Annotated in this window: 23 protein-coding genes; 11 read left to right on the top strand and 12 right to left on the bottom strand. The window is 72.9% G+C overall.

The window, feature by feature from the left end:
- Positions 1-107: 107 nt before the first annotated feature.
- Genes AC5RUW_RS15330 through mtrA form a run of 4 tightly spaced genes read right to left on the bottom strand, consistent with a single transcriptional unit; the run spans position 108 to position 5,197 of the window.
- Positions 108-1,001 carry a ComF family protein gene (locus AC5RUW_RS15330; protein ID WP_494161479.1) on the bottom strand — a complete coding sequence of 298 codons (894 nt, stop codon included), beginning with the start codon at positions 999-1,001 and terminating at the stop codon, positions 108-110.
- 60 nt (positions 1,002-1,061) lie between these two features.
- A complete protein-coding gene (locus AC5RUW_RS15325) occupies positions 1,062-2,819 on the bottom strand; it encodes an LpqB family beta-propeller domain-containing protein (protein ID WP_494161478.1) in 1,758 nt (585 codons plus the stop codon).
- Entirely contained in the window at positions 2,816-4,519 is a 1,704-nt protein-coding gene (mtrB, locus tag AC5RUW_RS15320) for an MtrAB system histidine kinase MtrB (RefSeq protein ID WP_494161477.1), read from the bottom strand. The genes AC5RUW_RS15325 and mtrB overlap by 4 nt, the downstream gene beginning before the upstream one ends.
- A complete protein-coding gene (gene mtrA / locus AC5RUW_RS15315) occupies positions 4,520-5,197 on the bottom strand; it encodes an MtrAB system response regulator MtrA (RefSeq protein WP_494005416.1) in 678 nt (225 codons plus the stop codon). It lies immediately after the preceding gene.
- Between the two features lie 600 nt (positions 5,198-5,797).
- Here mtrA and AC5RUW_RS15310 point away from each other — a divergent pair.
- Genes AC5RUW_RS15310 through AC5RUW_RS15285 form a run of 6 tightly spaced genes read left to right on the top strand, consistent with a single transcriptional unit; the run spans position 5,798 to position 11,769 of the window.
- Positions 5,798-6,835: a DUF7847 domain-containing protein gene (locus AC5RUW_RS15310; RefSeq protein WP_494161476.1), complete on the top strand. Its 1,038-nt coding sequence runs from the start codon at positions 5,798-5,800 to the stop codon at positions 6,833-6,835.
- Positions 6,826-7,497, top strand: coding sequence for a DUF4129 domain-containing protein (locus tag AC5RUW_RS15305; protein WP_494161475.1), 672 nt, complete (start codon positions 6,826-6,828; stop codon positions 7,495-7,497). Before AC5RUW_RS15310 ends, AC5RUW_RS15305 begins: the two co-directional genes overlap by 10 nt.
- Positions 7,494-8,690 carry a DUF4350 domain-containing protein gene (locus AC5RUW_RS15300; RefSeq protein WP_494161474.1) on the top strand — a complete coding sequence of 399 codons (1,197 nt, stop codon included), beginning with the start codon at positions 7,494-7,496 and terminating at the stop codon, positions 8,688-8,690. The genes AC5RUW_RS15305 and AC5RUW_RS15300 overlap by 4 nt, the downstream gene beginning before the upstream one ends.
- Entirely contained in the window at positions 8,687-9,823 is a 1,137-nt protein-coding gene (locus tag AC5RUW_RS15295) for an AAA family ATPase (RefSeq protein WP_494161473.1), read from the top strand. Before AC5RUW_RS15300 ends, AC5RUW_RS15295 begins: the two co-directional genes overlap by 4 nt.
- Positions 9,824-9,826: 3 nt before the next feature.
- Positions 9,827-11,119: a DUF58 domain-containing protein gene (locus AC5RUW_RS15290; protein WP_494161472.1), complete on the top strand. Its 1,293-nt coding sequence runs from the start codon at positions 9,827-9,829 to the stop codon at positions 11,117-11,119.
- Positions 11,120-11,157: 38 nt separating this feature from the next.
- On the top strand, positions 11,158-11,769 hold the full coding sequence (locus AC5RUW_RS15285) for a DUF4166 domain-containing protein (protein ID WP_494161471.1): 612 nt from the start codon (positions 11,158-11,160) through the stop codon (positions 11,767-11,769).
- A gap of 11 nt (positions 11,770-11,780) precedes the next feature.
- Here AC5RUW_RS15285 and AC5RUW_RS15280 read toward each other — a convergent pair whose 3' ends face one another.
- A complete protein-coding gene (locus AC5RUW_RS15280) occupies positions 11,781-12,866 on the bottom strand; it encodes a uroporphyrinogen decarboxylase/cobalamine-independent methonine synthase family protein (RefSeq protein ID WP_494161470.1) in 1,086 nt (361 codons plus the stop codon).
- Entirely contained in the window at positions 12,847-13,227 is a 381-nt protein-coding gene (locus tag AC5RUW_RS15275; RefSeq protein WP_494005423.1) for a chorismate mutase, read from the bottom strand. The genes AC5RUW_RS15280 and AC5RUW_RS15275 overlap by 20 nt, the downstream gene beginning before the upstream one ends.
- A gap of 106 nt (positions 13,228-13,333) precedes the next feature.
- Here AC5RUW_RS15275 and AC5RUW_RS15270 point away from each other — a divergent pair, with 106 nt between their 5' ends.
- The gene (locus AC5RUW_RS15270; RefSeq protein WP_494161469.1) at positions 13,334-13,837 is read left to right on the top strand and encodes a VOC family protein; all 504 of its coding nucleotides are present in this window, start codon (positions 13,334-13,336) and stop codon (positions 13,835-13,837) included.
- A 113-nt stretch (positions 13,838-13,950) separates the two neighbouring features.
- Positions 13,951-14,202, top strand: coding sequence for a hypothetical protein (locus tag AC5RUW_RS15265; RefSeq protein WP_494161468.1), 252 nt, complete (start codon positions 13,951-13,953; stop codon positions 14,200-14,202).
- Between the two features lie 92 nt (positions 14,203-14,294).
- Here AC5RUW_RS15265 and mnmA read toward each other — a convergent pair whose 3' ends face one another.
- Both mnmA and AC5RUW_RS15255 read right to left on the bottom strand, forming a co-directional pair.
- Positions 14,295-15,437, bottom strand: coding sequence for a tRNA 2-thiouridine(34) synthase MnmA (gene mnmA, locus AC5RUW_RS15260; protein ID WP_494161467.1), 1,143 nt, complete (start codon positions 15,435-15,437; stop codon positions 14,295-14,297).
- Positions 15,434-16,660, bottom strand: coding sequence for a cysteine desulfurase family protein (locus AC5RUW_RS15255; protein ID WP_494161466.1), 1,227 nt, complete (start codon positions 16,658-16,660; stop codon positions 15,434-15,436). The genes mnmA and AC5RUW_RS15255 overlap by 4 nt, the downstream gene beginning before the upstream one ends.
- Positions 16,661-16,792: 132 nt before the next feature.
- Here AC5RUW_RS15255 and AC5RUW_RS15250 point away from each other — a divergent pair, with 132 nt between their 5' ends.
- The 3 genes from AC5RUW_RS15250 to AC5RUW_RS15240 are packed head-to-tail and all read left to right on the top strand — an operon-like array spanning position 16,793 to position 19,063.
- Positions 16,793-17,755, top strand: coding sequence for a J domain-containing protein (locus tag AC5RUW_RS15250; RefSeq protein WP_494161465.1), 963 nt, complete (start codon positions 16,793-16,795; stop codon positions 17,753-17,755).
- A 30-nt stretch (positions 17,756-17,785) separates the two neighbouring features.
- Complete coding sequence (locus AC5RUW_RS15245; protein WP_494005429.1) at positions 17,786-18,253, top strand: tRNA (cytidine(34)-2'-O)-methyltransferase; 468 nt, start codon at positions 17,786-17,788, stop codon at positions 18,251-18,253.
- A gap of 9 nt (positions 18,254-18,262) precedes the next feature.
- Positions 18,263-19,063, top strand: a complete 801-nt coding sequence (locus AC5RUW_RS15240; protein ID WP_494161464.1) for a class I SAM-dependent methyltransferase — start codon at positions 18,263-18,265, stop codon at positions 19,061-19,063.
- Between the two features lie 65 nt (positions 19,064-19,128).
- Here the strand turns inward: AC5RUW_RS15240 and AC5RUW_RS15235 are convergent, their stop codons facing one another.
- The 4 genes from AC5RUW_RS15235 to AC5RUW_RS15220 form a co-directional block, all read right to left on the bottom strand.
- Positions 19,129-19,875, bottom strand: a complete 747-nt coding sequence (locus tag AC5RUW_RS15235) for a PIG-L deacetylase family protein (RefSeq protein WP_494161463.1) — start codon at positions 19,873-19,875, stop codon at positions 19,129-19,131.
- On the bottom strand, positions 19,872-20,816 hold the full coding sequence (locus AC5RUW_RS15230) for an electron transfer flavoprotein subunit alpha/FixB family protein (protein WP_494161462.1): 945 nt from the start codon (positions 20,814-20,816) through the stop codon (positions 19,872-19,874). The genes AC5RUW_RS15235 and AC5RUW_RS15230 overlap by 4 nt, the downstream gene beginning before the upstream one ends.
- 64 nt (positions 20,817-20,880) lie before the next feature.
- On the bottom strand, positions 20,881-21,696 hold the full coding sequence (locus tag AC5RUW_RS15225) for an electron transfer flavoprotein subunit beta/FixA family protein (protein ID WP_494161461.1): 816 nt from the start codon (positions 21,694-21,696) through the stop codon (positions 20,881-20,883).
- Positions 21,697-21,843: 147 nt separating this feature from the next.
- Complete coding sequence (locus AC5RUW_RS15220) at positions 21,844-23,412, bottom strand: S1C family serine protease (protein ID WP_494161460.1); 1,569 nt, start codon at positions 23,410-23,412, stop codon at positions 21,844-21,846.
- Positions 23,413-23,474 lie beyond the last annotated feature (62 nt).

The following is a 23,474-nucleotide window of genomic DNA, read 5'->3' as shown; positions in this document are numbered from 1 at the left end:
GACACAACAACGGCCGCTGCCAGTTTCCTACGCGGCCGCTGCCGCAGGATGGCTCCTCTGCTTGAAGCCCTCCATACCCAACACGTTAGTTGAGATTCGCCCGTTATTCACGTTCCCGGGAAACCACCCTCCGCCGTAGGCGCAGGGGCCGGTTCCGGGCCACCCGCCGCCCCTGCCGCCGCCAGCACCACGGCCGCGCGGACGTCGACACCGGCTGCCCGCAGCGCCCGGACCGCTTCGGCCACGGTGGCTCCCGTTGTCAGGACATCGTCAACGACGAGGGCGCAGCCGCCGGCGGGCACGGCTCCGGGCGGTACCGACATGCGGCCGTGCAGGTTGCGGCGGCGGGCGGCTGCGCCCAGCCGCTTCTGGGACTGCAGGCCCGAACCCCGGGACATCTTCAGCACCGGCGCATAGCGGCAGCCGGCGGGCAGGCGCCGCTGCCGGGCCAGGCCGCGCAGCAGCCGGTCCAGCGGAAGGAACCCGCGCCTGCGGTACGAGCCCGGGGCAGGCGGCACCGGCACCAGCAGCAGAGGCCCCGGCGGGTGCGCGCCGGCCGCATCCGGCCCCCGGTCCCGTCCGCCGAACGTGTCGGAGGCCTGGTGCAGCGCGCCTGCCAGGGCCGCGGCCAGCACCGGACCGAGCGCCGTCAGGCCCCGCTGCTTGTAACCGAGCAGGACGGCGGCCAGCAGCCCGGCGTAGCGGCCGGCCGCCAGCACCGGCAGGACCCCGCCCTCACCCGGCCGGTCCGGGAGGGACGCCGCTGAGCCCTCGGCGCGGAACGGCCGCGCGGTGACGCGCCGCAGCCGGGCCCGGCACGGCGGGCAGAGCGGACCCTCCGGGCCGGCGCAGCCGACGCAGGGTGAGGGCAGCAGCACCGCCAGCAGCTCGCCGGCCGCCTGCGCGGCGTTTCTTCCAGCGGGTGTCAGCGCCAGCGCATCGAGGCGCTTGGGGATGCTCCGGGCGTCGGGTCCGGCGGGACCGCGGGAGTGCTCACGCATGGGCCCAGCTTTGCTGCCGGCCGGACGTGGCGACAGGGAACGCCGGGTGGCTGTGGATGGCTAGCCGGAGAACGAGGGGTCGTACACCAGTGTGGTGGAGGCCCATCCGGCCGGCGGTTCCACCATGGTGCACATGCCGACGGTGCCCTCGCCGCCGTCGTCGGACCGGCACGCCGGATCCGAGGCCACCACGAAAAGCTGGTTGATCCCGTTGCCGACGCTGAAACCGCTGATTCCGGTCAGCGTGCTGAGCCCGTCCTCGCCTTCCTCCTGCCGCCATCCGGTGCTCAGGACCAGCGGCGTGGAGCGGGCTCCGGTGTCGTTGAGCGCGACGTAGGTGTCCTCGCCCGCCCACTTGGCGGCCGTGACCGGGTCGTCGCTGCGCAGCAGCACCGGTTCGGTGAGCGCGGAGGGCACGCCCTCGGAGGAGCGGACGACGCCGGCCAGGTAGATCCGGGTCGTCTCGCCGGTGCGGGTGACCAGCAGGGCCCGGGCGCCCTCGCGTGAGATGCGCAGAGACGTCACGGTCTGCCCGGCCAGCCAGTCCGCGGTGATCCGGGTGCTGCCTGCTCCGTCGGTGGGGGCGGCCAGCACCTCCGATCCGCCGGGCACGGTGCCGGCGGTCCAGGCCCAGCCATGGGGGTCGATGCCGGGCGCCGTGAACGACTCGCCGCGTCCGGCCTCGCGGACGGGCTGGTTCGGGGCTCCCACCAGCAGGGTGGAGCGGGCGCCGTCGAGGAACGCGAAGGCATCCAGGCCGCGCGAGACGGCCGGATCCTGCGGCCCGAAGCCGGCGGCGGAGAAGCCCTCGATCGAGCGCGGCTGTTCGTTTTCGTAGAACACCACTTCCCCGTCCAGCACGGCCACCTGCGTGGCCGGAACGGTCTGGCCGTCTTCGGGCTGGATCAGCTGGGAGCTTTCGCTGCCGAGGTCCACCGGCCGCTGGTTGGCCGTCATCTCCACCGAGTTGATGTTGTTCAGCTTCAGGTTCCGCTGCAGCTGCATCGCCATCTGCTGTCGGTTCAGGTCGGTCGCGTTTTCCAGCACATCCGCGCTGAGGTCCACGGTCGCCACCCCGTTGGCCTGCGGGACGGCGTCGCGGGCCAGGGTGGTGCCGGACGGGAAAGCGCTGGTGACGGCGCCCTGCAGGTACGGCGCCGGGCCCTTGAGCAGGGCCTTGACGATGGCGGTGGCCATGCCGGAGCGCTGGACGAACCAGCGGGTGTCCGGCACCCAGTACTCATAGGTGCTGCTGTAGAAGTACAGGTTGTGGGAGGTGAAGATGAGGTTGAAGTTCACCTGGCTGAGCATGATCCCGTTCGGCACGTCCGCGATGCGCCAGCCGTCTCCGGTGTCGGTCACGCGCACGGTGAAGCTCTCGATGTGGCCCGGTTCGGCCGCCGTACGGATGCCGTCGGCGTCGATGCTGAAGGCCAGGCCCATCCGCACCTGGTAGGTGTTCTCCTCCGGCAGCGGCATGATCTGCGGCTGGTCTCCCCCGTAGACCAGCACCCGGTCCGTCGCGGACCAGCTGTCCGACAGATTCCCGGCCAGGTACTCGCGCGCGACGCTGTAGTCCTCGCTGGTCCCGGCCCCGGCGTTGATGAAGCCCTCGATGATGTCCTGCGGGCTGGCCCCGTCCTCCGGGCCGGCCGGGGTGATGCGCACCCCTTCGCTGCCGTTGCCTCCGCCGGCCCCCACGGTCTGGGTGCCCACGGGGCCGACGGTCGGTATCGAGGAACAGCTCTGGACGAACAGCAGCAGGGGCACCAGCAGCACCAGCAGCAGGCGGCCGCGCGGACGGCGTGCAGGGCTCATGACGGTTCCTCCTCGTCGCGGACCGGACCGCCGGCCAGCAGCTGGCGGTGCCCGGCCCGCAGACTGTCATACGGGGACAGGGGCACGGGCGAGGTTTCGAAGGTGCCGCCCTCGCGCCGGGGCAGGGTCAACCGGAAGCAGGATCCTTCGCCGGGCCGGCCCCAGGCCTGCAGCCAGCCGCCGTGCAGGCGGGCGTCCTCCAGTGCGATGGACAGACCCAGGCCGCTGCCGCCGGTGGTGCGGGCCCGGGCCGGGTCGGCACGCCAGAACCGGTCGAAGACGTGTCCGGCATCCTCTTCGCTCATGCCGATGCCGTGATCGCGCACGGCCACGGCCACGGCGTCGGCGTTGGCGCCGATGGCGATGTTGATCGGCCGGCCTTCCCCGTGCTCGGCGGCGTTCACCACCAGATTGCGGATGATGCGTTCGATGCGGCGCGGGTCGGCGTCCACCACGCAGCGTTCCTCTCGGGTCACCACCGACACCTCCGAGCCGGCCTTGAGCAGCAGGGGCTCGGTGGCCTCGATGACGTCCCGCACCACGCCCACGATGTCGGTGGGCTCCATGTCGGGGGCGGCGGCGCCGGCGTCGAACCGGGAGATTTCCAGCAGGTCGGCCAGCAGCGCCTGGAAGCGCTCGACCTGGTTGTACAGCAGCTCGGCGGACCGCCGGCTGATCGGATCGAAATCGGCGCGGGCGTCGTAGAGGACCTCGGCGGCCATCCGTACGGTGGTCAGCGGGGTGCGCAGCTCATGGGAGACGTCGGAGACGAAGACCTGCTGCATGCGGGAGAGCTGCGCGAGCTGGGTGATCTGGTCCTGCAGCGTGGCCGCCATGTGGTTGAACGAGGCCGCGAGGCGGGCCACCTCGTTCTCCCCCCGCACGTCCATGCGTTCCTGCAGCTCGCCGGCGGCGAGCTTTTCCGAGACGACGGCGGCATCACTGACCGCGCCGACGCCGGCCTTGGTCACGATCCAGGCGATGGTCCCGATGATCACCAGCAGCAGCCCGCCGGCGATCCACAGGATGCCGTGGATGCCGTCCAGGGTGTCCTGCATTGAGGACAGGTCGTAGATCAGGTACAGGGCGTACTCCGACCGGTCCGGCGGGAGCGTCACCTTGGTGCCGAACGCCAGGCCGGGCCCGCCGCTGGGCAGTTCCAGGGCCGACCAGTACACGCGGTCGGCATCGCTGACGGCGTCGGAGGCGTCGACCGCGTCCGCGAGGGCCACGGGGATCTGGCTGGCGGTGAAGTTCAGGCCCTGCGGCGAGACGTACGGATCCCGGTGCAGCGGCTGGAGCAGGTAGCTGCGGGGCTCATCAATACCTTCGCCTTCGAGCAGCGACCGGGTGTCGGAGACCAGCCGGTCGGTCTCCTCCCGATCGGTCGCCGTGGTGGTCCGGAAGACCTCCTTGACCTTCATGAGGTCGGTTGAGGACTCCGCAAGGTACTGATCGAAGCGTTCCTCATAGAGGGCGCCGGCGATCTGGTGCGAGAGGAACGCTCCGACCCCGCCGCAGGCGAGGGCCACCAACAGCAGCGTGGAGGTGACGGTCTTGAACAGCAGCGAGCGCCGCCAGCGGTTGGCCACGCGCTGGAGCAGGTGCCGCTGCAGGAACCGGCCGCCGCGGCGGACCCGGTCCAGCATCGCCGCGTGCAGGGCGCGTGCCCGGGACGGCGGAGCAGCGGTGGCCTCCAACTAGCTTTGGCCGGCCTTGTAGCCGACGCCGCGGACGGTCAGCACGACCTCCGGGGCCTCCGGGTCACGTTCAATCTTCGAGCGCAGGCGCTGCACGTGCACGTTCACGAGCCTGGTGTCCGCGGCGTGGCGGTATCCCCAGACCTGTTCCAGGAGCATCTCGCGGGTGAAGACCTGCCAGGGCTTGCGGGCGAGGGCGACCAGCAGGTCGAATTCCAGCGGGGTCAGCGCCACCGACTGCCCGGCCCGGGAGACCGCATGGCCGGCGACGTCGATCTCCACGTCTCCGATCCTCAGGGTTTCCGGGGAGCGCTGGTCCACGGGGCGCAGCCGGGCCCGGACCCGGGCCACCAGTTCGGCGGGCTTGAACGGCTTGGGCACGTAGTCGTCGGCACCGGATTCGAGGCCGCGCACGACGTCGGCGGTGTCGGACTTCGCGGTCAGCATCACGATGGGTACGTCGGACTCGCCGCGGATGCGCCGGCACACCTCGATGCCGTCGATGCCGGGCAGCATCAGGTCCAGCAGGACCAGGTCGGGCCGGGAGCTGCGGAATATCTCCAGCGCCCTGGAGCCGTCCGCGCAGAAAATGGGGTCGAAGCCGTCGTTCCGCAGGACGATGCCGATCATCTCGGCCAGCGCCTCGTCATCGTCCACGACCAGAATGCGTGCCTTCATTGCTCCCTGTTCCGTTGGTCTGCCCTCCCGCACCGCGGCGGAAGCGCCCGCGTCCGGACTCGCGGGCAGCTGGACCCGGACCCGGGCGGGCCATGTCATCCCTATCATCCTAAGGGAAGGTTGCCCTCCGCCCGGTTTGGGGGGTGCCGCGTCGGCGGCAGGAACTATAGTCGGTTCAGGACCAACACGGCGTTTCTTGGGGGACAGATGGGTCAGGACAATCACAACGGCGGGGAGGAACCGCAGCGGAGCGGACCGGCGGACCCGCAACAGCCGACGGAGCCGCATCAGCCCGTGCCCCCGCGGCAGGGGCCGCCCCGGGACACTCCCCCGCCCGGCGCTCCCTGGCACCAGCAGCCTGCGCAGCAGGGTTCCCCGCAGTGGCAGCCCCCGCAGCAGCACTCCTCCGGCTCCGGTCCGTCAGCGCCGTGGGCTCCGCCGCCGGCGTGGGGTGCCCCGCCGTCAGGTGCCGTCCCGCCGCAGTGGGGCCAGCCGCCGTCGGGCGCCGTCCCGCCGCAGTGGAACCAGCCGCCGGGAGCCGTCCCGCCGGTGTGGGGCGCTCCCCCTCCCGGGCCGATGCCGCAGCCCTGGGGCCAGGCGATGCCCGCGTACGTCCCCCCGCCGCGTCCCGGGATCATTCCGCTGCGGCCGCTTGGCCTCGGCGAAATGCTGGACGGCGCCTTCCAGGCCTGCCGCCGCAACCCGGGGGCCACGTTCGGATCCGCCGTCATCATCATGGCCGTGGTCTCCCTGCTGTCCTGGGTAGTCACCAGCGCCACCTATGACTTCGATGTCCTGCTCAATCCCGCGCCCAGCGATGAGCAGGTCTTCTCGTCCCTCGGCGGCTACCTGGGCGGCAGCCTCCTGATCAGTCTGGTCACCGCCGCAGGCATCTTCCTGCTCCAGGGGCTGCTGGTGCTGGTGGTGGCCCGGGCAACGCTGGACCGGCGCACGGCGTTCGCCCAGCTGTGGCGCCTTGGTGCCCCCCGGCTGCCCCGCCTCCTTCTGCTCCTGCTGCTGTGGTGCGGGGCGGGGGCGGCGGCGACGCTGCTGGTCGGCGGCCTGACGGCGTTGAGCGTTCCCGCGCTGGGCTGGGGCGCGGTGCTCGTCGGAATGGTGCTGGCCGCGGGTGCCGGGGTCGCCGCGCTCTGGGCCGGCACCAAGCTCTGCCTGGCTCCGGCCGTTCTGGTACTGGAGGACGGCGGCGTCCTGGCCTCGCTGCGCCGCTCCTGGCGGCTGACCGCCGCCAACTGGTGGCGTACGTTCGGCATCCTGCTGTTGACCTCCCTCATTGCCGGCGTCATCACGTCGGTGGTGGCGACGCCGGTCAGCCTGCTGGCGGGGCTGCTGGCCGGTTCGGTGGCCGGTGATGACCCCTCCGCCTATCTGAACCTGGTGCTGCCGGCCACCCTCCTGGTCACGAATGTCTTCGCCGCTGTCGCCTACGCCTTCCAGTCCTCGGTCACCTCCCTCCTCTACGTGGACCTGAGGATCCGCCGCGAGGGCTTCGACGTGGCGCTGCTCCGCGAGCAGGAAAACCCCCGGCCGGATCCCGATGCCGTGCCGGGTGCGGGCCCGGTGTCCGCCGGCCCCGGTCCCGGTCCCCGTCCGCAGCCGCCGTCGGCGCCATGGAGCTGACCGGGGCATTCCTCCGCGGGGTGCCGGTGCTTCCCGATGAGGAAGAGGCCCGGCGCTGGATCGAGGAGGAGCTGTCCCGACCGGTGTACGAGGAGGCCGAGCCGGGCCTGACCGAGCGCGCCCTTGCGGCGCTCGCCGAATGGCTGGACACGGTGCTGGCCGGGCTGGGGGCTGCCGACCCGGTCACCGGGGTGCTGGTCCTCGCGGGCATCGCAGCGGTGGTCCTCCTGCTGGTGGTCCTGGTGATCCGGCCCCGGCTGAACGCCTCGCCCGCCGGAACCCGCCCGGTCTTCGACGACGAGGCGCCGTCGACCGCGGTGGACCACCGCCGCCTGGCCCGTGAAGCGGCCGGCCGCAGCGACTGGAATGAGGCGCTGACGCAGCTCCTGCGCGCGGTGATCCGCTCCGCCGAGGAACGGGTGGTCCTGGAGCCCGTGCCCGGGCAGACGGCCACCGAAGCGGCCTCCCGGCTCTGCGCGGCCTACCCCGCGGACGCCGCCGGCATCAGATGGCTGGCCGAGCGCTTCAACGAGGTCAGGTACGGAGCCGGCGCTGCGACGGCGGCGGATGCCGCCCGGGCGGAGGACCTGGACGCCCGGCTCCTGGCGGCTGCGCCCGCCGCTGCACCCGCGGCCGGCCCGTCTCCGGCGGTTCCGCGATGACCGAGCTGCAGACCGGCGTCTCCCGCCCGGCCGGGGCCGAAGGCTCCACGAAGGCGACCCGTCGGCGCGGACGGCTGCTTTGGACCGCGCTCGGGCTCCTGCTGGTCATCGTGGCCGTCATCGGCTCGCTCGGCCGAAGCGGCAGCAGCGGGGAACCGCTGGGGCCCGGCAACCCGTCGCCGGAGGGGGCGATGGCTGTGGCCGAGGTGCTCGGTTCCCGCGGCGTCGACGTCCGCGTTCCTGCCGGCTACGAGCAGGCCCTGGATGCCTTGGGCCCGGACACGACGCTTCTGCTGCATGATCCCAACGGGTGGATCGACGCCGAGCGGCTGCAGGCGCTGGCCGAGCGCAGCAGCCGGGTGGTGCTGCTGCGCCCCGACCTTGCCCAGCTCTCGGCTGCCGCCCCGCAGATCAGCGCAGCGGGGCTGGTGCCGGAAAGCCTTGCCACCGGGGACGGCGACGGACCTCAGGAGCTGCGCGCCGACTGCCCGGCCGCCGATCCGTCCGCCGCCCGGAGCATTGACGCCGGCGGGCAGCTCTACCGCGGACCCGTGACCTGTTTCCCGGTGCCGGACGGTCCGGCCGACGCCGGCAGCTACGCCGCCACCGCCGACGGCACCGCCGTGGTGCTGGGCAACCCCGATCTGTTGGCCAACAGCACGGTTGCCTCACGCGGCAACGCCGCCCTGGTGCTGCGGACCCTCGGCTCGGAGCCGACCCTCGTCTGGTTCTCCCCCACGCCCGCCGACGTCCTCCCCGCGGAGGACGCCGCTCAGGCCCCGCCCCTGCCGGACTGGGTCGGACCGGTCGCGGTCTGGCTGCTCATCGTTGCCGCCTTCGCCGCCTTCGCCGCCGGACGCCGGCTGGGACCGCTGGCCGTTGAACCGCTCCCGGTGCTGGTGCGCTCCTCCGAAACCGCCGAAGGCCGGGCCCGCCTGTACCAGGACGGCCGCGCCGCCGACCGCGCCGCCCAGGTGCTGCGCTCCGGCACCAAGGTGCGGCTGGCCCGGTTCCTGCGCCTGCACCCGACCACCGGTCCGCAACAGCTGGCCGCCGCCGTCGCCACCGCCGCGAACCGCCCGGTCCACGAGGTGCAGCAGCTGCTTTACGGGCCCCTGCCGGCCGGCGACGCCGACCTGGTCCGCTGGGCACAGTCCATCCAACACCTAGAGGAAGAGGTCCTCGGATCATGAACCAGCCGCATCAGTCCTGGCCTGCCCGGCAGCCCGGCGGCCCGCCGCCCGCTGCGCCGCCCGGCGCAGGCTGGTCCGCCGGGTCGGCGCCGCAGCCTGCGGCGGCTGCCCCCGCCCAGACTGCCCCGGCAGCCGCCCCGCCCACGGAGGCGCCGCAGGACCAGGCTCCCGTCCAGTCCCCCGCCGACCCGATCCGGCAGGCCCTGATGCAGGTGCGGGCCGAGGTGGCCAAGGCCGTGGTGGGCCAGGACGCCGCCGTGACGGGACTGATCATCGCGCTGCTCGCGCGGGGGCACGTCCTGCTGGAAGGTGTGCCGGGCGTCGCCAAGACGCTGCTGGTCCGCAGCCTCTCCGCGGCCCTGTCCCTGGACACCCGCCGGGTGCAGTTCACCCCTGACCTGATGCCCGGCGATGTCACCGGTTCCCTGATTTACGACGGCCGCACCTCGGAGTTCAGCTTCCGCGAGGGCCCGGTCTTCACCAACATCCTGCTGGCGGACGAAATCAACCGCACCCCGCCCAAGACGCAGGCCTCGCTCCTCGAAGCCATGGAGGAGCGCCAGGTCACGGTGGACGGGGTGTCCCGCCCGCTGCCGGAGCCCTTCATCGTCGCGGCGACGCAGAACCCGGTCGAGTACGAGGGCACCTATCCGCTGCCGGAGGCCCAGCTGGACCGGTTCCTGCTCAAGCTCACCCTCGACCTGCCCCCGCGCGAGGACGAAATCGAAGTGATCCGCCGGCACAGCCTCGGCTTCGACCCGCGGGACCTGGGCGCGGCCGGCGTGCGCGCGGTGGCCTCCGCCGACGATCTGGCCCGCGCGCGGGAGGCCGTGGCCGGCGTCGGCGTCGCGCCTGAGGTGCTGGGCTACATCGTGGACCTGGCCCGGGCTACCCGTACCGCCCCCTCCTTCCAGCTGGGCGTCTCCCCCCGCGGCGCCACCGCCCTGCTGAACACCGCCCGGGCCTGGGCCTGGCTGTCCGGGCGCGGCTTCGTCACTCCCGACGACGTGAAGGCGCTGACCCTGCCCACCCTGCGCCACCGGGTGGCGCTCAGTCCCGAAGCACAGATGGACGGCGTACGGGCGGACGACGTGCTGGCCGGGATCCTGGCCACCGTGCCCGTGCCGAGGTAAACGGTGGCGGTATCCGCGCGTTTCGTCCTCCTTGCCGCCGCCGGGACGCCGGCCGTGTTCCTGTGGCCGAGGGCTGTGACCATCTGGCTCTGGGTGCTGTTCCTGGCCGCAGCGGCGGCCCTGGACCTGCTGCTGGCCGTCTCCCCCCGTGTGCTGGCGGTCACCCGGGACCCGCTGGACCGGGTTCGCCTGGGCGGGCAGGCCCGCGCCGGGCTGGTGGTCCGCAACCCGACGGCGCGGACCCTGCACGCAGTGCTCCGGGACGGCTGGCAGCCCTCCGCCGGCGCCCGCAATCCCGTGCACCGGCTCACGGTGCCCGCCGCGGAGGCCCGCCGGGCGGCCACGCTGCTGGTGCCGGAGCGGCGCGGTGACCTGCACGCCGCGACGGTCACCGTGCGCAGCTTCGGTCCGCTGGGCCTGGCCGCGCGGCAGCGGGCCCTGCCGGTTCCGGGCCTGCTGCGGGTGCTGCCCCCGTTTGCCTCCCGCCGCCACCTGCCCAGCCGGCTTCGCCGGCTGCGGGAGCTGGACGGCAACGCCACGGTGCAGCTGCGCGGCGCCGGCACCGAGTTCGACTCGCTGCGCGACTATGTGCGGGGCGACGACGTGCGCTCCATTGACTGGCGGGCGACGGCGCGGCGCCGCGACACCGTGGTGCGCACCTGGCGTCCCGAGCGGGACCGCCGGGTGGTGATCGTGCTGGACACCTCCCGCACCGCCGCCGCCCGGATCCAGGACGAGCCGCGGCTGGACACCGGCATCGAAGCTGCGCTGCTGCTGGGCGCACTCGCCGGCGGTGCGGGAGACCGGGTGGACCTGCTGGCCTTTGACCGGCGCACCCGGGCCCGGGTGGATTCCGCGGCGAAGGGCAACCTGCTGAACCGGATGGTCGAGGCGCTGGCCCCCGTGGAGCCGGAACTGATCGAGGCGGACTTCTCGCTGCTGCCCTCCGCCGTGCACGGGATCTCACCGCGGCGCGCCCTGGTGGTGCTGTTGACCACCCTGGACTCCGGTGCGGTGGAGGACGGCCTGCTGCCGTTCCTGCCACAGCTGCTGGAGCGTCATCTGGTGGTGGTGGCTTCGGTGCGCGATCCTGAACTGGACGCGATGCGCGCCCGCCGGGGCACGGCCGCCGAGGCCTACCGGGCCGCCGCCGCGGAACGAGCCCTGCTGGACCGGGCCTCGGTCACCGCCCAGCTGCGGTCCATGGGTGTGGAGGTGGTCGATGAGACCCCGCAGGAGCTCCCGCCGAAACTCGCCGACATGTACATCCAGCTCAAGGCCGCCGGCAGGCTGTAGCCGCGGCCGCGGTGCGGGGTGGCAGGAGAGGAGCCCGCGTGACCGGCATCTACCGTCAGGTCCTCGGTGCCGCCTTCGACCGGCTGCAGCCGGAGCTTCGTGACTACTTCTCGCTGCCCGTCGGCGGCGTCGGCAGGGGGAACGGTATGTTCACACAGGCGGGCTGCCCGCGGCCGGCCCTGCGGCCGCTCATGCGCGCGGTGCCCCTGCGCGGAGCCTTCTTCGGGGACTACGGCGAGCAGGTGCCGTTCAGCATCGAGAACCGCGCGCACCACGACGCCGCCGGCCGCCCAGCCCTGACTGCGGTGCGGACCTTCCGGTTTCCCACGGCCGCGCGCATCTTCGAGGACACCACCACCCTCGTGGCGCCGGGCCGGCTGCAGGATGCGCTGGGGACCGGGCGCCGCCTGGTCACCGGACTTGCCCTGTCGCCGGGGGCGGACGGGTCGCTGGTGATGGATTCCTTCGACGCGGCCCTGATGCTCGGGCAGGCCCGGGTGCCGCTGCCGGGACCCGTGGGAGCGTCGGCGCGCGTCGTCCAGTGGTGGGACACGGAGTCCGGCCGGTTCCGGATCAGCGCCGAGGTCCGCCAGCGGCAGCTGGGCACCGTCTTCGTCTACGACGGCGCGTTCGACTACGCGGTGGGCTGAGCCGCGGGCACTCAGGCGTCGGCGGCGACCTGTTCGAGGGCTGACGCCGCCTGGGTCAGCCGGGCCAGCACGGCCCGGGCGACGGCCGGCGGGGCCGCGGCGAGCTCCGCGGCCGGTACCGGGGCCAGCGCCGGCAGCTGCCGCAGCGGCAGGCCGACGTCCCGCCAGGGCCGGAGCACGGAGTCCACCAGGGCGGTCACCTGCCGGACCTGCGTGCCCGGGGCAGGAAGCGGAACCAGCCCGAGTTCGATCCGCCGCCCCTCCTCCACGGTCCGGGCAACGGTCTCCCAGTCCCGCGCCTTGAGCCCGGCGGCGGGAAGCCCGACGCCGTCGTACCCGGCGGCCAACGCCAGGTCGGCGGTGGACGCCGCGGCGCGGTCCGCGGGACGGCCGACACCGGGCAGCACCAGCACGGTGCGCGCCCCCGCCTCGGCGGCGGCATCGCGGATGAGCTGCCAGGTGCGGCGGGCCTCGGCGTCCGGCACTGCGCGGAGCGTGCGGTAGCCGCTGGCGGTGGGAATGCGTCCGCGAAGCACCCGTTCGGCGTCAGGTTCCTCCACGGCCAGGACCAGTCGGGCGCCGGGCACCGCTTCGGCGGCACGGTGCAGGTATGCACCCAGGCCGGCGGCCAGTGACTCGGCCAGTTCCCGACGGGCGCCGGCGTCGACGAGGGCCCGCTCGCCGTTGTGCAGGTGCAGGCCGGCCGCCAGGCTCAACGGCCCGACCAGGGACAGCCGCAGCCCGGTGGACGGCCGCTCTTCCTCTCCGGCCAGGTCCGCGAGCGTGTTCAGGTCGCGGGACAGCAGCGCCTGGGCGCGGGCCAGATCGCGGCCGGGCCGGTCGACCAAGCGCCACCCGTGCGGCTGCAGGTCCACGGGAAGGTCCACCAGCAGGGAGGCCGTGCGGCCCACCGCGTCCGCTCCGATCCCGCGGTCCGGCAGCTGGGGCAGGAACGGCAGGTGCGGCTCGCCCAGTTCCCCCCGGCTGATCCGGATCGCCTCGGCGACGTCCGTCCCGGGCCAGCCGGGCCCCGCGGTCGCGGCGACCGTGGTGGGCGCAGGTTCAGGAACTGCAGGGTCAGCTGTCGGCGCGGCCATTTCCGTTTCCGTTCCGGGTCTCCGAGATCGCCTGGTGGTGCCGGATGACCTCGCTGATGATGAAGTTGAGGAACTTTTCCGCGAAGGCCGGGTCCAGATGGGCGTCCGCCGCCAGCCTGCGGAGCCGGGCGATCTGCGCGGCTTCCCGGCCGGGATCGCCCGGGGGCAGCCGGTGCTCGGCCTTGAGGTGGCCCACCCGCTGGGTGGCCTTGAAGCGCTCGGCCAGCAGATACACCAGGGTGGCATCGATGTTGTCGATGCTGCCGCGCATGGCGAGCAGTTCCGCCATGACTTCGTCGGGGACATGGCCGGTCAGCGAACTGGCAGCCGGGTCGAACTCATCCTCGGGTGTATCAGTCATTGTTCCAGTCTAGGGTTTGGTCTCCGGCGCCGCGGACCAGGTTACGGCCCGCGGGTGCCGGCCGGGGCTTGCGGTTGCCGCTGCGGCAAGGTGAACAATGGCGGGCATGAGCGAAAACTTCGACGCCTTCTCTGTCAGTCCGGTTCCTCCGCCCGGCCCCGGAGCCACGGCTCCGGAGATCTACCGCGGCATCTACGGCATGCCCATGTTTGTCACCCTGCCCACCGCCGATCTGGCCGCGTCCGTCGATTTCTGGACCCGCGGCCTGGGGTTCATCGACCTGTTCACCATTCCTGGACAGCTCACCCACGTGCGCCGCTGGGCCTTCCAGGATGCCCTCCTGGTGCCGGGCGTACCTGCGGCCGAGGCGCCCGCCGCCACCGTGAGCTACGCCTGCGTGCTGGATGAGATCGAGGCCGTCGCGGCGGCCTGCAGCGAGCTGGTTCCCGGCTGCACCGCCGGCCCCCGGCCCACCGCCTGGAACACCGTGGACCTGGAGATCCGGACGCCGGAGAACGCCCGGGTCGTCTTCACCGCCGGCCGGGCCCTGGAGCCGGGCAGCGGGCAGGCCAGGTGGCTGCAGGAGGCAGGCTTCGACGTCCCGGGCTGACCGCACGACAGAGCGTTGAGGGACGCCCTGCAGCAGTGGTGTGGCAGAGTATGGGCCATCCACGCGGGAGGCGCCGGACGGCGCCGGGTCCCGCTCGGCGGAAGGAGCACGGCATGGGAAGCGGCGCCAATCCCCTGATCCCCTCGCTGTGGGAGGTGCTGGTCGGCGGCGTCGGGTTCCTGATCATGGCCCTGCTGATCTGGGCGGTGATCGCCCTGGCGTACAGCCGGCTCGTGAGCGGTCCTGAACGGCTGGGCCTGCTTGCCGTCTGCCTCCTGCTTCCGGTGATCGGGCCCGCCGCGACGCTGCTGCTCCTGCAGCGGCTCAAGCGCCATCCGCCAGCTGCGCACATGACGCGTCGTTGATCGGCCGCCGTCGAGCCGGGCCCCATGACCTCAGGATCCGCGGCAGGTGGGAGTCACTGTTCTCCGCGCCTGCCGGGCCGGGGACGCCCGGGTCAGGAAACGGCCGCGGGGTCCCACTCGAGCGAGCGGGCCGAGTCGATGGTCGCCTGCCCGAGCACCCGGGTGCCCTGGTAGAGCACCATGGTCTGGCCCGGCGCGACGCCGCGCATCGGTTCGGTCAGCCGCACCACCAGCTCCGCCGGTGCCTCCGGATCCGTGGACGGCTCCATCCAGGCCACGGCGGCCTCCGGATCCCCGTGCGCGCGGACCTGGACCATGCAGTCGAACCGTTCGCCGGCGTCGACGGCGGGAATCGGAAGGCCGGCCCAGGAGACCTTGATGCCGCGCATCTGGTCGATGTTCAGCAGCTGCTCGGGACCGACCACCACCTTGTTCTCCTTGGGCCGGATCTCCAGCACGAAGCGGGGCTTGCCGTCAGCGGCCGGGCGGCCGAGCTTCAGGCCGCGGCGCTGGCCGACGGTGAAGGCGTTCGCGCCGGGGTGGGTGCCCAGCTTCTCGCCGTCGGGCCCCACGATCTCGCCCTCGCTCATCTCGATGCGTTCCTCGAGCCAGCCGCGCGTGTCACCGTCGGGAATGAAGCAGATGTCGTGGGAGTCGGGCTTGTTCGCCACCGACAGGCCGCGCCGCTCGGCTTCGGCACGGACCTCGGCCTTGGAGGGGGTCTCGGCCAGCGGGAACATGGCGTGCCGCAGCTGCTCATGGGTGAGCACACCGAGCACGTAGGACTGGTCCTTGGCCCAGTCCGCGGCGCGGTGCAGCTCGGGGTTGCCGTCGGCGTCGGTGATGACCTTGGCGTAGTGGCCGGTGCACACGGCGTCGAACCCCAGGGCGAGGGCCTTTTCCAGCAGGGCGGCGAACTTGATCCGCTCATTGCAGCGCATGCAGGGGTTGGGGGTGCGCCCCGCCGCGTATTCGGCCACGAAGTCGTCCACGACGTCTTCCTTGAACCGTTCGGAGAAGTCCCAGACGTAGTAGGGGATGCCCAGGATGTCGCAGGCGCGCCAGGCGTCCCTGGAGTCCTCGATGGTGCAGCAGCCGCGGCTGCCGGTGCGCAGGGTTCCCGGCATGCGGGAGAGCGCCAGGTGCACCCCGACGACGTCGTGCCCGGCGTCGACCGCCCGGGCGGCGGCGACGGCGGAGTCCACCCCGCCGCTCATTGCTGCCAATACCTTCATGCCGTAAAACCTGTCCCTGCCGTTTGGATGCTGCTTGCATGGCCGGAAAGTCCGGCCTTCTTCGCCCGCCCGTGCGCTTCGGGCAGGGCGGCCACCAGTGCGTCAACGTCGCCCGGCCCGGATGTATGCCCGAGGCTGAACCGCTGCGCGCCGCGGGCCTCGGTTTCGCTCAGCCCCATGGCCAGCAGGACGTGCGACGGGCGCGGCACGCCGGCCGTGCAGGCCGAACCGGTGGAGGATTCAATGCCGGCGGCGTCGAGCAGGAAGAGCAGCGAGTCGCCCTCGCAGCCGGGGAAGGTGAAGTGGGCGTTGCCGGGCAGCCTGGTACCGGCGCCGTCGGCGTCCCGCGGGCCCCGCAGCACGGCGTCCGGCGCGGCGCGTTCGACGCCGGCGATCAGCGCGTCGCGGAGCGCCCGCAGCCGGGCCCCTTCCTCGGGCAGGCGCGCGACGGCCTCCCGGGCCGCGGCGGCGAACGCGGCGGTGCCCGGAGTGTCCAGGGTGCCGGAGCGGATGTCGCGCTCCTGACCGCCGCCGTGCAGCACCGGGGTGAGCTTCACGGCGCGGCCGACCACGAGCGCCCCGATGCCCACCGGCGCGCCGATCTTGTGGCCGCTGACCGCCATGGTCGCCAGCCCGGAGCCGCGGAAGGAAACGGGCACGGCGCCGAACGCCTGCACGGCGTCCGAGTGCATCGGCACGCCGTACCCGGCGGCGATCCCGGCGAGGGCGGCGATGTCCTGGACGGTGCCCACCTCGTTGTTGGCCCACATCGCCGTGAGCAGCGCCGTGCTGTCGGCGTGCTCGGCCAGCTCCCGGCGGACGGCCTCGAGATCGACGAATCCCTCGCCGTCCACGGGAAGCCAGACGACCTCGGCGCCTTCGTGCTTCTGCAGCCACTCGACCGTGTCCAGGACGGCGTGGTGCTCGATTCCAGCGCACAGGATCCGGGTGCGCCACGGGTCCTCGGCCCGCCGGGCCCAGTAGAGGCCCTTGACCGCGAGGTTGTCCGCCTCGGTGCCGCCGGAGGTGAAGATGACCTCGGACGGGTGGCAGTCCAGTGCGGCGGCGAGGATCTCACGGGACTCCTCCACCACCATCCGGGCACGCCGGCCGGAGCCGTGCAGCGAGGACGGATTGCCGCTGCGGCTCAGTTCGTGGGTGAGGGCGGCGAGGGCCGAGGCCGAGATCGGCGTGGTCGCCGCGTGGTCAAGGTACACGGGCACCCGATAATTCTAGCCGCAGTCCATGGCCGCCTGTCCCCCCGGGCCGCCGCTACAATTGACCCAGCTTTTACGGCGGGCCGATGCCGCAGGCTTCCACCGGCCCGGACAGCCCGCCTTCTGGAAAGGACCCGCGTGAGCCCGTCAGGCAGGACCCACTACGACGTCCTCGGGCTGGCCCCCACCGCCACCGCCGCCGAGATCAAGGCTGCCTGGCGCCGCGCTGCCCGTGATTTCCACCCGGACCGGGGCGGCAGCGACGCCCGCTTCCACCAGGCCGCCGAGGCGTACGAGGTGCTCTCCGATCCGGGGCGGCGCGCCGAGTACGACCGCCGGCTGGGCCGCGGGGCGGGAGACGAACCTCACCCGGCCCGGGCCGCCGGCACGGCAGCGCACCCGGGCGCCGGCCCCGTCGCCTCGCCGGCTGAAGTGTTGAACCGGCCGCCGCAGTTCAGCCCGGATTTCTCGCCCTCGCAGCCTCCGGTCCTGCCGCTGACGCTGGCGGGCCGGCAGGTGCACGGAGAACCCCGCCGGCCGGGCGTGCTGCAGCGGATGGGCGCCGCCGGATCCAGGTGGGAGGCCGAGCAGCGCACGGTCGCCCTGCTGGAGCAGGTCCTGCTGCCGGACTACCCGTCCGCCCGGCTGATCAGCGGCCTCCGGATCCCGGACACCGGGCCCCGCGGAGGCACGTTGGAGATCGGCCACGTGGTGATCGGCGGATACCGGATGGCGGTGATCGACTCCGCCCTGGCCTCCTCCCGGCACTACCGGTGGGACGGCCGCCAGCTGCGCAGCACCGGTCGGAGCCCGGGCCTGCAGCATCTGCCCGAGGCGGTGCGGACCCTGCAGGCGCGGTTTGGCGAGTTCAACGTCGCGGGCTGGCTGGTGCTCCACGATCCGCGGGGCAACCCCTTTGAACCGGTGATCGACTATCCCCCGCAGGCCGCCGGAACCCCGAGGTCCGCTCCCGCCGATGTACGTCCGGTCAATGCCGGTACCCTGGGCCGGGCCCTGCGACGCTTCTTCAGCGACGGCCCGCAGCCCGCCGTCGTCCGCCTGCCGGTCCTGGGCGCACTGATCGAGGCTGCGGACCGCTGACCCAAACCGCCGCTGGCATAGGATGGAGGAGTGTTCCGCATCCTCTTCCACACGCCTGAAATTCCGGGCAACACCGGCAACGCGATCCGCCTGGCCGCCATCACCGGCGCCGAGCTGCACCTGGTGGAGCCGCTGGGCTTCGACCTGAGCGACGCCAAGCTCCGCCGCGCCGGCCTCGACTACCATGACCTGGCCGTCCTGCACGTGCACCCGGACCTCGAGACGGCGTGGAAGGCGCTGGAACCCGAACGCGTCTACGCCTTCACCACCGACGGCGAGGCCTCCTACACCGACATCGCCTATCAGCCCGGCGACGTGCTGATGTTCGGCCGGGAATCGGTCGGCCTCCCGGAGGAGGTCAAGCACGATCCGCACATCACGGCGCGGGTACGCCTGCCCATGCTGCCCTCGCTGCGCTCGTTGAACCTCGCCAATTCCGCCTCGATCGCCGTCTACGAAGCCTGGCGCCAGCACGGCTTCCCCGGCGCCAAGCTCTAAGGAGCGTCCATGCCCCTGCCCCCCACCGGATCAGCCTTCCGCGAAGACGCGGAACACTTCGAACGGCTGGCCCCCTCGCTGTGGAATCCCGTCGGCAACGCCCTCGTCGCGGCGGCGGAGGTGGGCCTGGGCGACAGGGTGCTCGACGTCGGCTGCGGCACCGGTGCAGCGACGATTCCGGCGGCACAGACCGCCGGCCCGGACGGATACGTGGACGGCCTGGACCGCTCCGACGCCATGCTTGAGGCAGCCGGAGCCAAGGCGCAGACCCTGAACCTGGACACGGTCCGGCTGCACGCGGCCGACCCGATGCAGTGGGAGCCCGCCGAACCGTACGACGTGGTGCTCGCGGCCTACACGGTGTACGGGCTGGCTGACCTCGATGCGGGAGCCGCCCGCCTGGTCGCGATGCTGCGGGCGGGCGGAACGCTCGCGCTGAGCACCTGGGCCGACGGCGCCCTGATTCCCTTCGGACCGCTCCTGGCCGAGGCCTGCGCCGCCGAGGGCGCCGATCCGGGCCCTGCCGGGGAGCTGGCCGAGCGGATCGCCAGGCTGAACACCCCGGATCGGCTGCGGGACTGGCTCACAGACCTGGGCCTGGAACAGGTTCAGGTGCAGTCCGTTCCGGCTACCGTCCAGCTGACCCCCGAGCTGGCCTGGTCCCTGGTGCTGGGCTCGGACCTGCGGAGGCTGCTGCCGGCGGATCCGGCCGCCGTGGAGCGGGTGCGTACCCGGCTGCTGGGTGAGCTGGGCGCGGAGTTCGCGTTCAACGCCGACAGCCTGCTCGCCGTCGGACGCCGCCCGGCCTGACCGGTGCGGATCGCACCGGGCTGCTCAGCTGCGACGGCGTGGTCCCCGCCCGGGTAGGGACGGGGTCAGAACCCGGCGATGGTGTCCGGGGTGTTGACGCCCACGGCGTGGAAGACCTCCGCGCTGCGGCCGGGCGGAAGCCCGTGGCGGGCGGCGTTGTCCTGCAGGAACCCGCGCACCGAAGCCTCCATGTGCGCCAGGTCCGGATGCTGGCTGGCGTGCAGGCGGATGGCCGCCAGCTTCCGCTCCACCGTGTCCGTGACGTCGACCGCACGGTTTTCCCGCTCCCGCGGCGCGCCGTAGAACCACAGCCACGGCACTTTCCAGGCCGCCAGGCCCGCCTCCGCCAGCTCCGGGTAGGCGAAGGGGTTCTCCGCCGCCGGATACACGGCACGGGTCACGATCTCGCCGCAGGCCAGATGGTCCGGATGCGAGGCCTGGATGCGGTCCCAGTTGCGCTCTGGATGCATGGAGAGCACGACGTCGGGGCGCACCTCGCGGATCAGCGCCACGGCCTGTGAAATGACCCGGTGGCTGGGCTCCAGGTAGCCGTCCCTTTCGCCGAGGAACCGGACATCATGCACGCCGACCAGCTCGGCGGCGGCACGCTGCTCGGCGCTGCGCAGGTCCGGCACCGCGTCACGGTCTCCCGGCTCGAACCCGCCGGCGTCGCCGGCGGTCATCACGCAGTACGTCACCTGCGCGCCGGCTACGGCCCAGGCGGCCACCGTGCCGGCGGCGCCGAAGTCGACGTCGTCGGGGTGGGCCGCGAAGGCCAGCACCCGCCGCGGCACCGCGGCCGGGCCGGTCATGAGCGGCGCTTCCGGATCTCCTCGGCGGCCTGGGGCAGCACCTTGAACAGGTCACCGACCACGCCGAAGTCGGCGATCTCGAAGACCGGGGCGTCGGCGTCCTTGTTGACCGCCACGATCACCTTGGAGGTCTGCATGCCGGCCTTTTGCTGGATGGCCCCGGAGATGCCGGCGGAGATGTACAGCTGCGGGGAAACCGTCTTGCCGGTCTGCCCCACCTGGGCGGAGTGTTCGATCCAGCCTGCATCGGTGGCGGCGCGGGAGGCACCCACCGCTCCCCCGAGCAGATCGGCGAGTTCCTCCAGCGGGCCGAAGTCGCCGTCGACGCCGCGGCCTCCGGCCACGATCACGCGGGCTTCGGCGAGGTCGGGGCGGCCGGTGGAGATCCGGCCCGAGCGCTCTGTGACCCGGGCCGCGGCCGGCACCGGCTGCGGCTCGACGCTGCGCCGGGCTGCGGGAGCCCCGTCGGCGGGCTCGGCCGGTTCGGCGCTGTTGGCCTTGACGGTGATGATCGGCACCCCGGAGCGCACCCGGCAGGTGGAGGTGTAGGCGCCGGCCAGGACCGACTTCGTGACGGAGAGGTCCGGGGCCACGGCCACGGCGTCGGTGACGACGCCGGAACCGAGCCGGACAGCAGCGCGGGCGGCGATCTCGCGGTCTTCGAAGGAGTTGCCCAGCAGCACCGCGCCCGGCTGCGCCGCCTCCACGGCCGCGGCGAGGAAGGCGGCCTTGGCGGCGACCAGGACGTCGGGCAGCTCGGCGGCGGGCTCGAGCACCTCGGCCACGCCCAGCCGTCCCAGCGCCCCGGCGGCCTCGTCGGAGACGGGGTGGGGGCAGGCGACCACCGGCTCACCCAGGGTGCCGGCGATGGCCAGCAGCTCCCGCGCGGCGCGTGTCGGCTCAGCGGAGGAAACATCGACAAAGACCAGGACGGACGCCATGGACTCTCCTATTCGGTGCGGTGCGGTGCCTGCGCCGCTGCTGCGGCAGGCCCGGCGGGAAGGGCTAGAGAAGCTTCTGGGCGGCCAGGAAGTCGACCAGCTGCACGCCGGCATCGCCGGTGTCGCTGATGACGGTGCCCTGTCCGCGCGGCGGACGCGGGGCCGCCGCGGCGACCTCGGTCCAGGAACCTGCGGCGCCGACCTGCTCCGGGGCAAGCCCGATGTCGGCCAGGGACAGGACGGTCACCGGCTTCTTCTTCGCCGCCATGATGCCCTTGAAGTTGGGGTACCGGGGGTCGTTGGCCTGGTCGGTGACTGAGACGAGCGCCGGCAGCGGCGCCTCAAGGCGTTCGGAGAAGGAGTCGCCGTCGCGGCGGACCCGCACGACGTCGCCGTCCAGCTCCAGCTCGGCGGCGAAGGTCAGCTGGGCGACGCCCAGCCGTTCGGCGAGCTGGGCCGGCACCAGGGAGGTTTCACCGTCGGTGGAGGACATGCCGGTGATGATGAGGTCGGGCTCGCCCAGGTGCCTGATCGCTGCGGCGAGCGCCAGGGAGGTCGCCGCGGCGTCGGACCCGGCCAGGGCCTCGTCCGTGAGGTGCACGCCGGCGTAGGCGCCGATCTGCAGGGCCTTGCGCACGGCGTTGGCCGCCGGGGCGGGGCCCATGGCCAGCGCGGTGACCCGGTTTCCCGCGGCCTCTCCGCCGCGTGCCTCGGCCAGCTGCAGGGCTGCCTCGATCGCGTATTCGTCCAGCTCGGAAAGGATGCTCTCGGACCGGTCCAGGGTATGGCCGGGCCCGGTCAGGTGGCGGTCGAACTGTGCGTCGGGGACGTGCTTGACCAAGACGACAATGTTCAGCGGGGTGGTGGCTGGCTGCTGCATCCCGGCCTTTCCTTCTCAGCGGTTCCCGGCCGGGGTGTCCGGCGGGCGGCCCGACCGGCGGCGGACCCGGGTTTAAGCTAATCACACGTGAGCCGCCCCTGCCCGCCGGTTCCGGCGGGCAGGGGCGGCTTGGCGCGGGCGCGGGCCCTACTGGTCCGCGGAGTCTCCGAGGGTGACCTCGGCAGTCTGCGGCTGCCCGTCCCGGGTGAAGTCGATGCTCACCTTGGCCCCGGCCGGCTGCATGCGCACGGCCGCAGTGAGGGCCTGCGCGTCGGTGACCGGAATGCCGTCGACGGCGGTGACCACGTCGCCGGGACGCAGCCCCGCCCGGGCCCCCGGGGAGTCCGGCACGGTCTCGGCGACCTCCGCGCCCACGGTGAACGAGGACGTGTCGCTCGCCGTCGCCGGCTGCACCGTCACTCCCAGGAATCCGTGGCTGGCGGAGCCGGTCTCGATGATTTCCTCGGCGACCCGCTGGGCGTAGCTGATCGGAATCGAGAAGCCGACGCCGATGTTGCCGCCCTCCTCGCTGGCGGAGCTGCTGGACGCCGAGGCGATGGCCACGTTGACGCCGATGATCTGCCCGGAAGTGTTGACCAGGGCCCCGCCGGAGTTGCCGTGGTTGATCGCGGCGTCGGTCTGGATCACGTTGAGGAAAATGGAGCTTGACGCGGTGCTCTGGTTCTCGCTGGAGCCGTCCGGCGGAGCGAACCGGAACCAGTTCTCGTCGTCGGGTGCCTGCTCGGAGGTGTCCGTGCCGTCCTCGGGGGCGGCCGAGGACTGAACGCTGATGGTGCGGTCCAGGGTGGAGACGATCCCGTCGGTCACGGTCCCGGCGAGGCCCAGCGGCGAACCGATGGCGATCACCCGGTCCCCGACATTGAGGTCATCGGAGCTGCCCAGCTCGGCGGCGGTCAGCCCGTCGGCGTCGACCTTGACGACCGCCAGGTCCGAGAGCGGGTCGGTGCCGACCACGGTGGCCTGGAAGACCCGCCCGTCGTTGAGCTGGACGGAAACAGAGGGGTCCGCGGCCGTCCCGCCGAGGGTCACCACGTGGGTGTTGGTCAGGATGTGCCCGTCGGTATCCAGGATGATGCCGGAACCGGTGCCGCTGGCGCCGCCGGCGGAGACGTCGAGGGTGACGACGCTGGGCGAGGCCTTGACGGCGGCGGCGGTGACCGCGTTGACGCTGTCTTCGTTGTTCACGATGACCGACCGTTCCTGGCCGGTGGTGCCTGCGGTGACGTCACCGTTGTCCAGCACCGCGTCGGCTCCCACGGCCACTGCGCCGCCGAGCAGGCCGGCGATCAGCATCGCCGAGACGAGGGTTCCGGTGCCGTGCCGGCGTCGGCCGGCAGCTGCCGGAGCTGCTCCGGGGGCCTGGCCAAAACCGCCGTAGGGTGCCGGCCCGTCACCGGAGCCGCCCGGGTTCGGGCTGCCGGCACCGGAGGCGTACGGGTCCGCCGGGCCGGTGCCGTAGGAGCCGGTCCCGTTGTAGGCGGTGCCGTACGGAGTGCCAGCATACGGCGCGGCCCCGTAGCCGCGGGCCGTATCCTGCGGCGCGGCGTGGGATCCGCCGGACTCCGCGTTCTCCGCAGGCTGGACGCCGGTGTCCGCCGCCGGTCCGTTGGCGGAAGCGCCGCCCGACGGCGGGGCCGGCGGACGCGGAGGCAGCGGGCGCTGCGGTCCTTCGGTACCCCCGAAATGCTCAGACATGTGTGGTCGTCCTTTCTGAGGTCGGAGCGCCCGTAGGGCGCCTCCTCACTATCGCAGGGGTT

It is taken from the genome of Arthrobacter sp. Y3222053, from assembly GCF_059092805.1.
Note: the sequence above shows the minus strand (reverse complement) of the source record. Positions and strands in the feature narration are given on the sequence as shown.

Excerpts from the sequence above, each read along its gene's own strand:
- AC5RUW_RS15330 (WP_494161479.1), bottom strand. The coding sequence starts at position 1,001 with ATGCGTGAGCACTCCCGCGGTCCCGCCGGACCCGACGCCCGGAGCATC.
- AC5RUW_RS15325 (WP_494161478.1), bottom strand. The coding sequence starts at position 2,819 with ATGAGCCCTGCACGCCGTCCGCGCGGCCGCCTGCTGCTGGTGCTGCTG.
- mtrA (WP_494005416.1), bottom strand. The coding sequence starts at position 5,197 with ATGAAGGCACGCATTCTGGTCGTGGACGATGACGAGGCGCTGGCCGAG.
- AC5RUW_RS15310 (WP_494161476.1), top strand. The coding sequence starts at position 5,798 with ATGCCCGCGTACGTCCCCCCGCCGCGTCCCGGGATCATTCCGCTGCGG.
- AC5RUW_RS15305 (WP_494161475.1), top strand. The coding sequence starts at position 6,826 with ATGGAGCTGACCGGGGCATTCCTCCGCGGGGTGCCGGTGCTTCCCGAT.
- AC5RUW_RS15300 (WP_494161474.1), top strand. The coding sequence starts at position 7,494 with ATGACCGAGCTGCAGACCGGCGTCTCCCGCCCGGCCGGGGCCGAAGGC.
- AC5RUW_RS15295 (WP_494161473.1), top strand. The coding sequence starts at position 8,687 with ATGAACCAGCCGCATCAGTCCTGGCCTGCCCGGCAGCCCGGCGGCCCG.
- AC5RUW_RS15280 (WP_494161470.1), bottom strand. The coding sequence starts at position 12,866 with ATGGCCGCGCCGACAGCTGACCCTGCAGTTCCTGAACCTGCGCCCACC.
- AC5RUW_RS15275 (WP_494005423.1), bottom strand. The coding sequence starts at position 13,227 with ATGACTGATACACCCGAGGATGAGTTCGACCCGGCTGCCAGTTCGCTG.
- AC5RUW_RS15270 (WP_494161469.1), top strand. The coding sequence starts at position 13,334 with ATGAGCGAAAACTTCGACGCCTTCTCTGTCAGTCCGGTTCCTCCGCCC.
- AC5RUW_RS15265 (WP_494161468.1), top strand. The coding sequence starts at position 13,951 with ATGGGAAGCGGCGCCAATCCCCTGATCCCCTCGCTGTGGGAGGTGCTG.
- mnmA (WP_494161467.1), bottom strand. The coding sequence starts at position 15,437 with ATGAAGGTATTGGCAGCAATGAGCGGCGGGGTGGACTCCGCCGTCGCC.
- AC5RUW_RS15240 (WP_494161464.1), top strand. The coding sequence starts at position 18,263 with ATGCCCCTGCCCCCCACCGGATCAGCCTTCCGCGAAGACGCGGAACAC.
- AC5RUW_RS15235 (WP_494161463.1), bottom strand. The coding sequence starts at position 19,875 with ATGACCGGCCCGGCCGCGGTGCCGCGGCGGGTGCTGGCCTTCGCGGCC.
- AC5RUW_RS15230 (WP_494161462.1), bottom strand. The coding sequence starts at position 20,816 with ATGGCGTCCGTCCTGGTCTTTGTCGATGTTTCCTCCGCTGAGCCGACA.
- AC5RUW_RS15225 (WP_494161461.1), bottom strand. The coding sequence starts at position 21,696 with ATGCAGCAGCCAGCCACCACCCCGCTGAACATTGTCGTCTTGGTCAAG.
- AC5RUW_RS15220 (WP_494161460.1), bottom strand. The coding sequence starts at position 23,412 with ATGTCTGAGCATTTCGGGGGTACCGAAGGACCGCAGCGCCCGCTGCCT.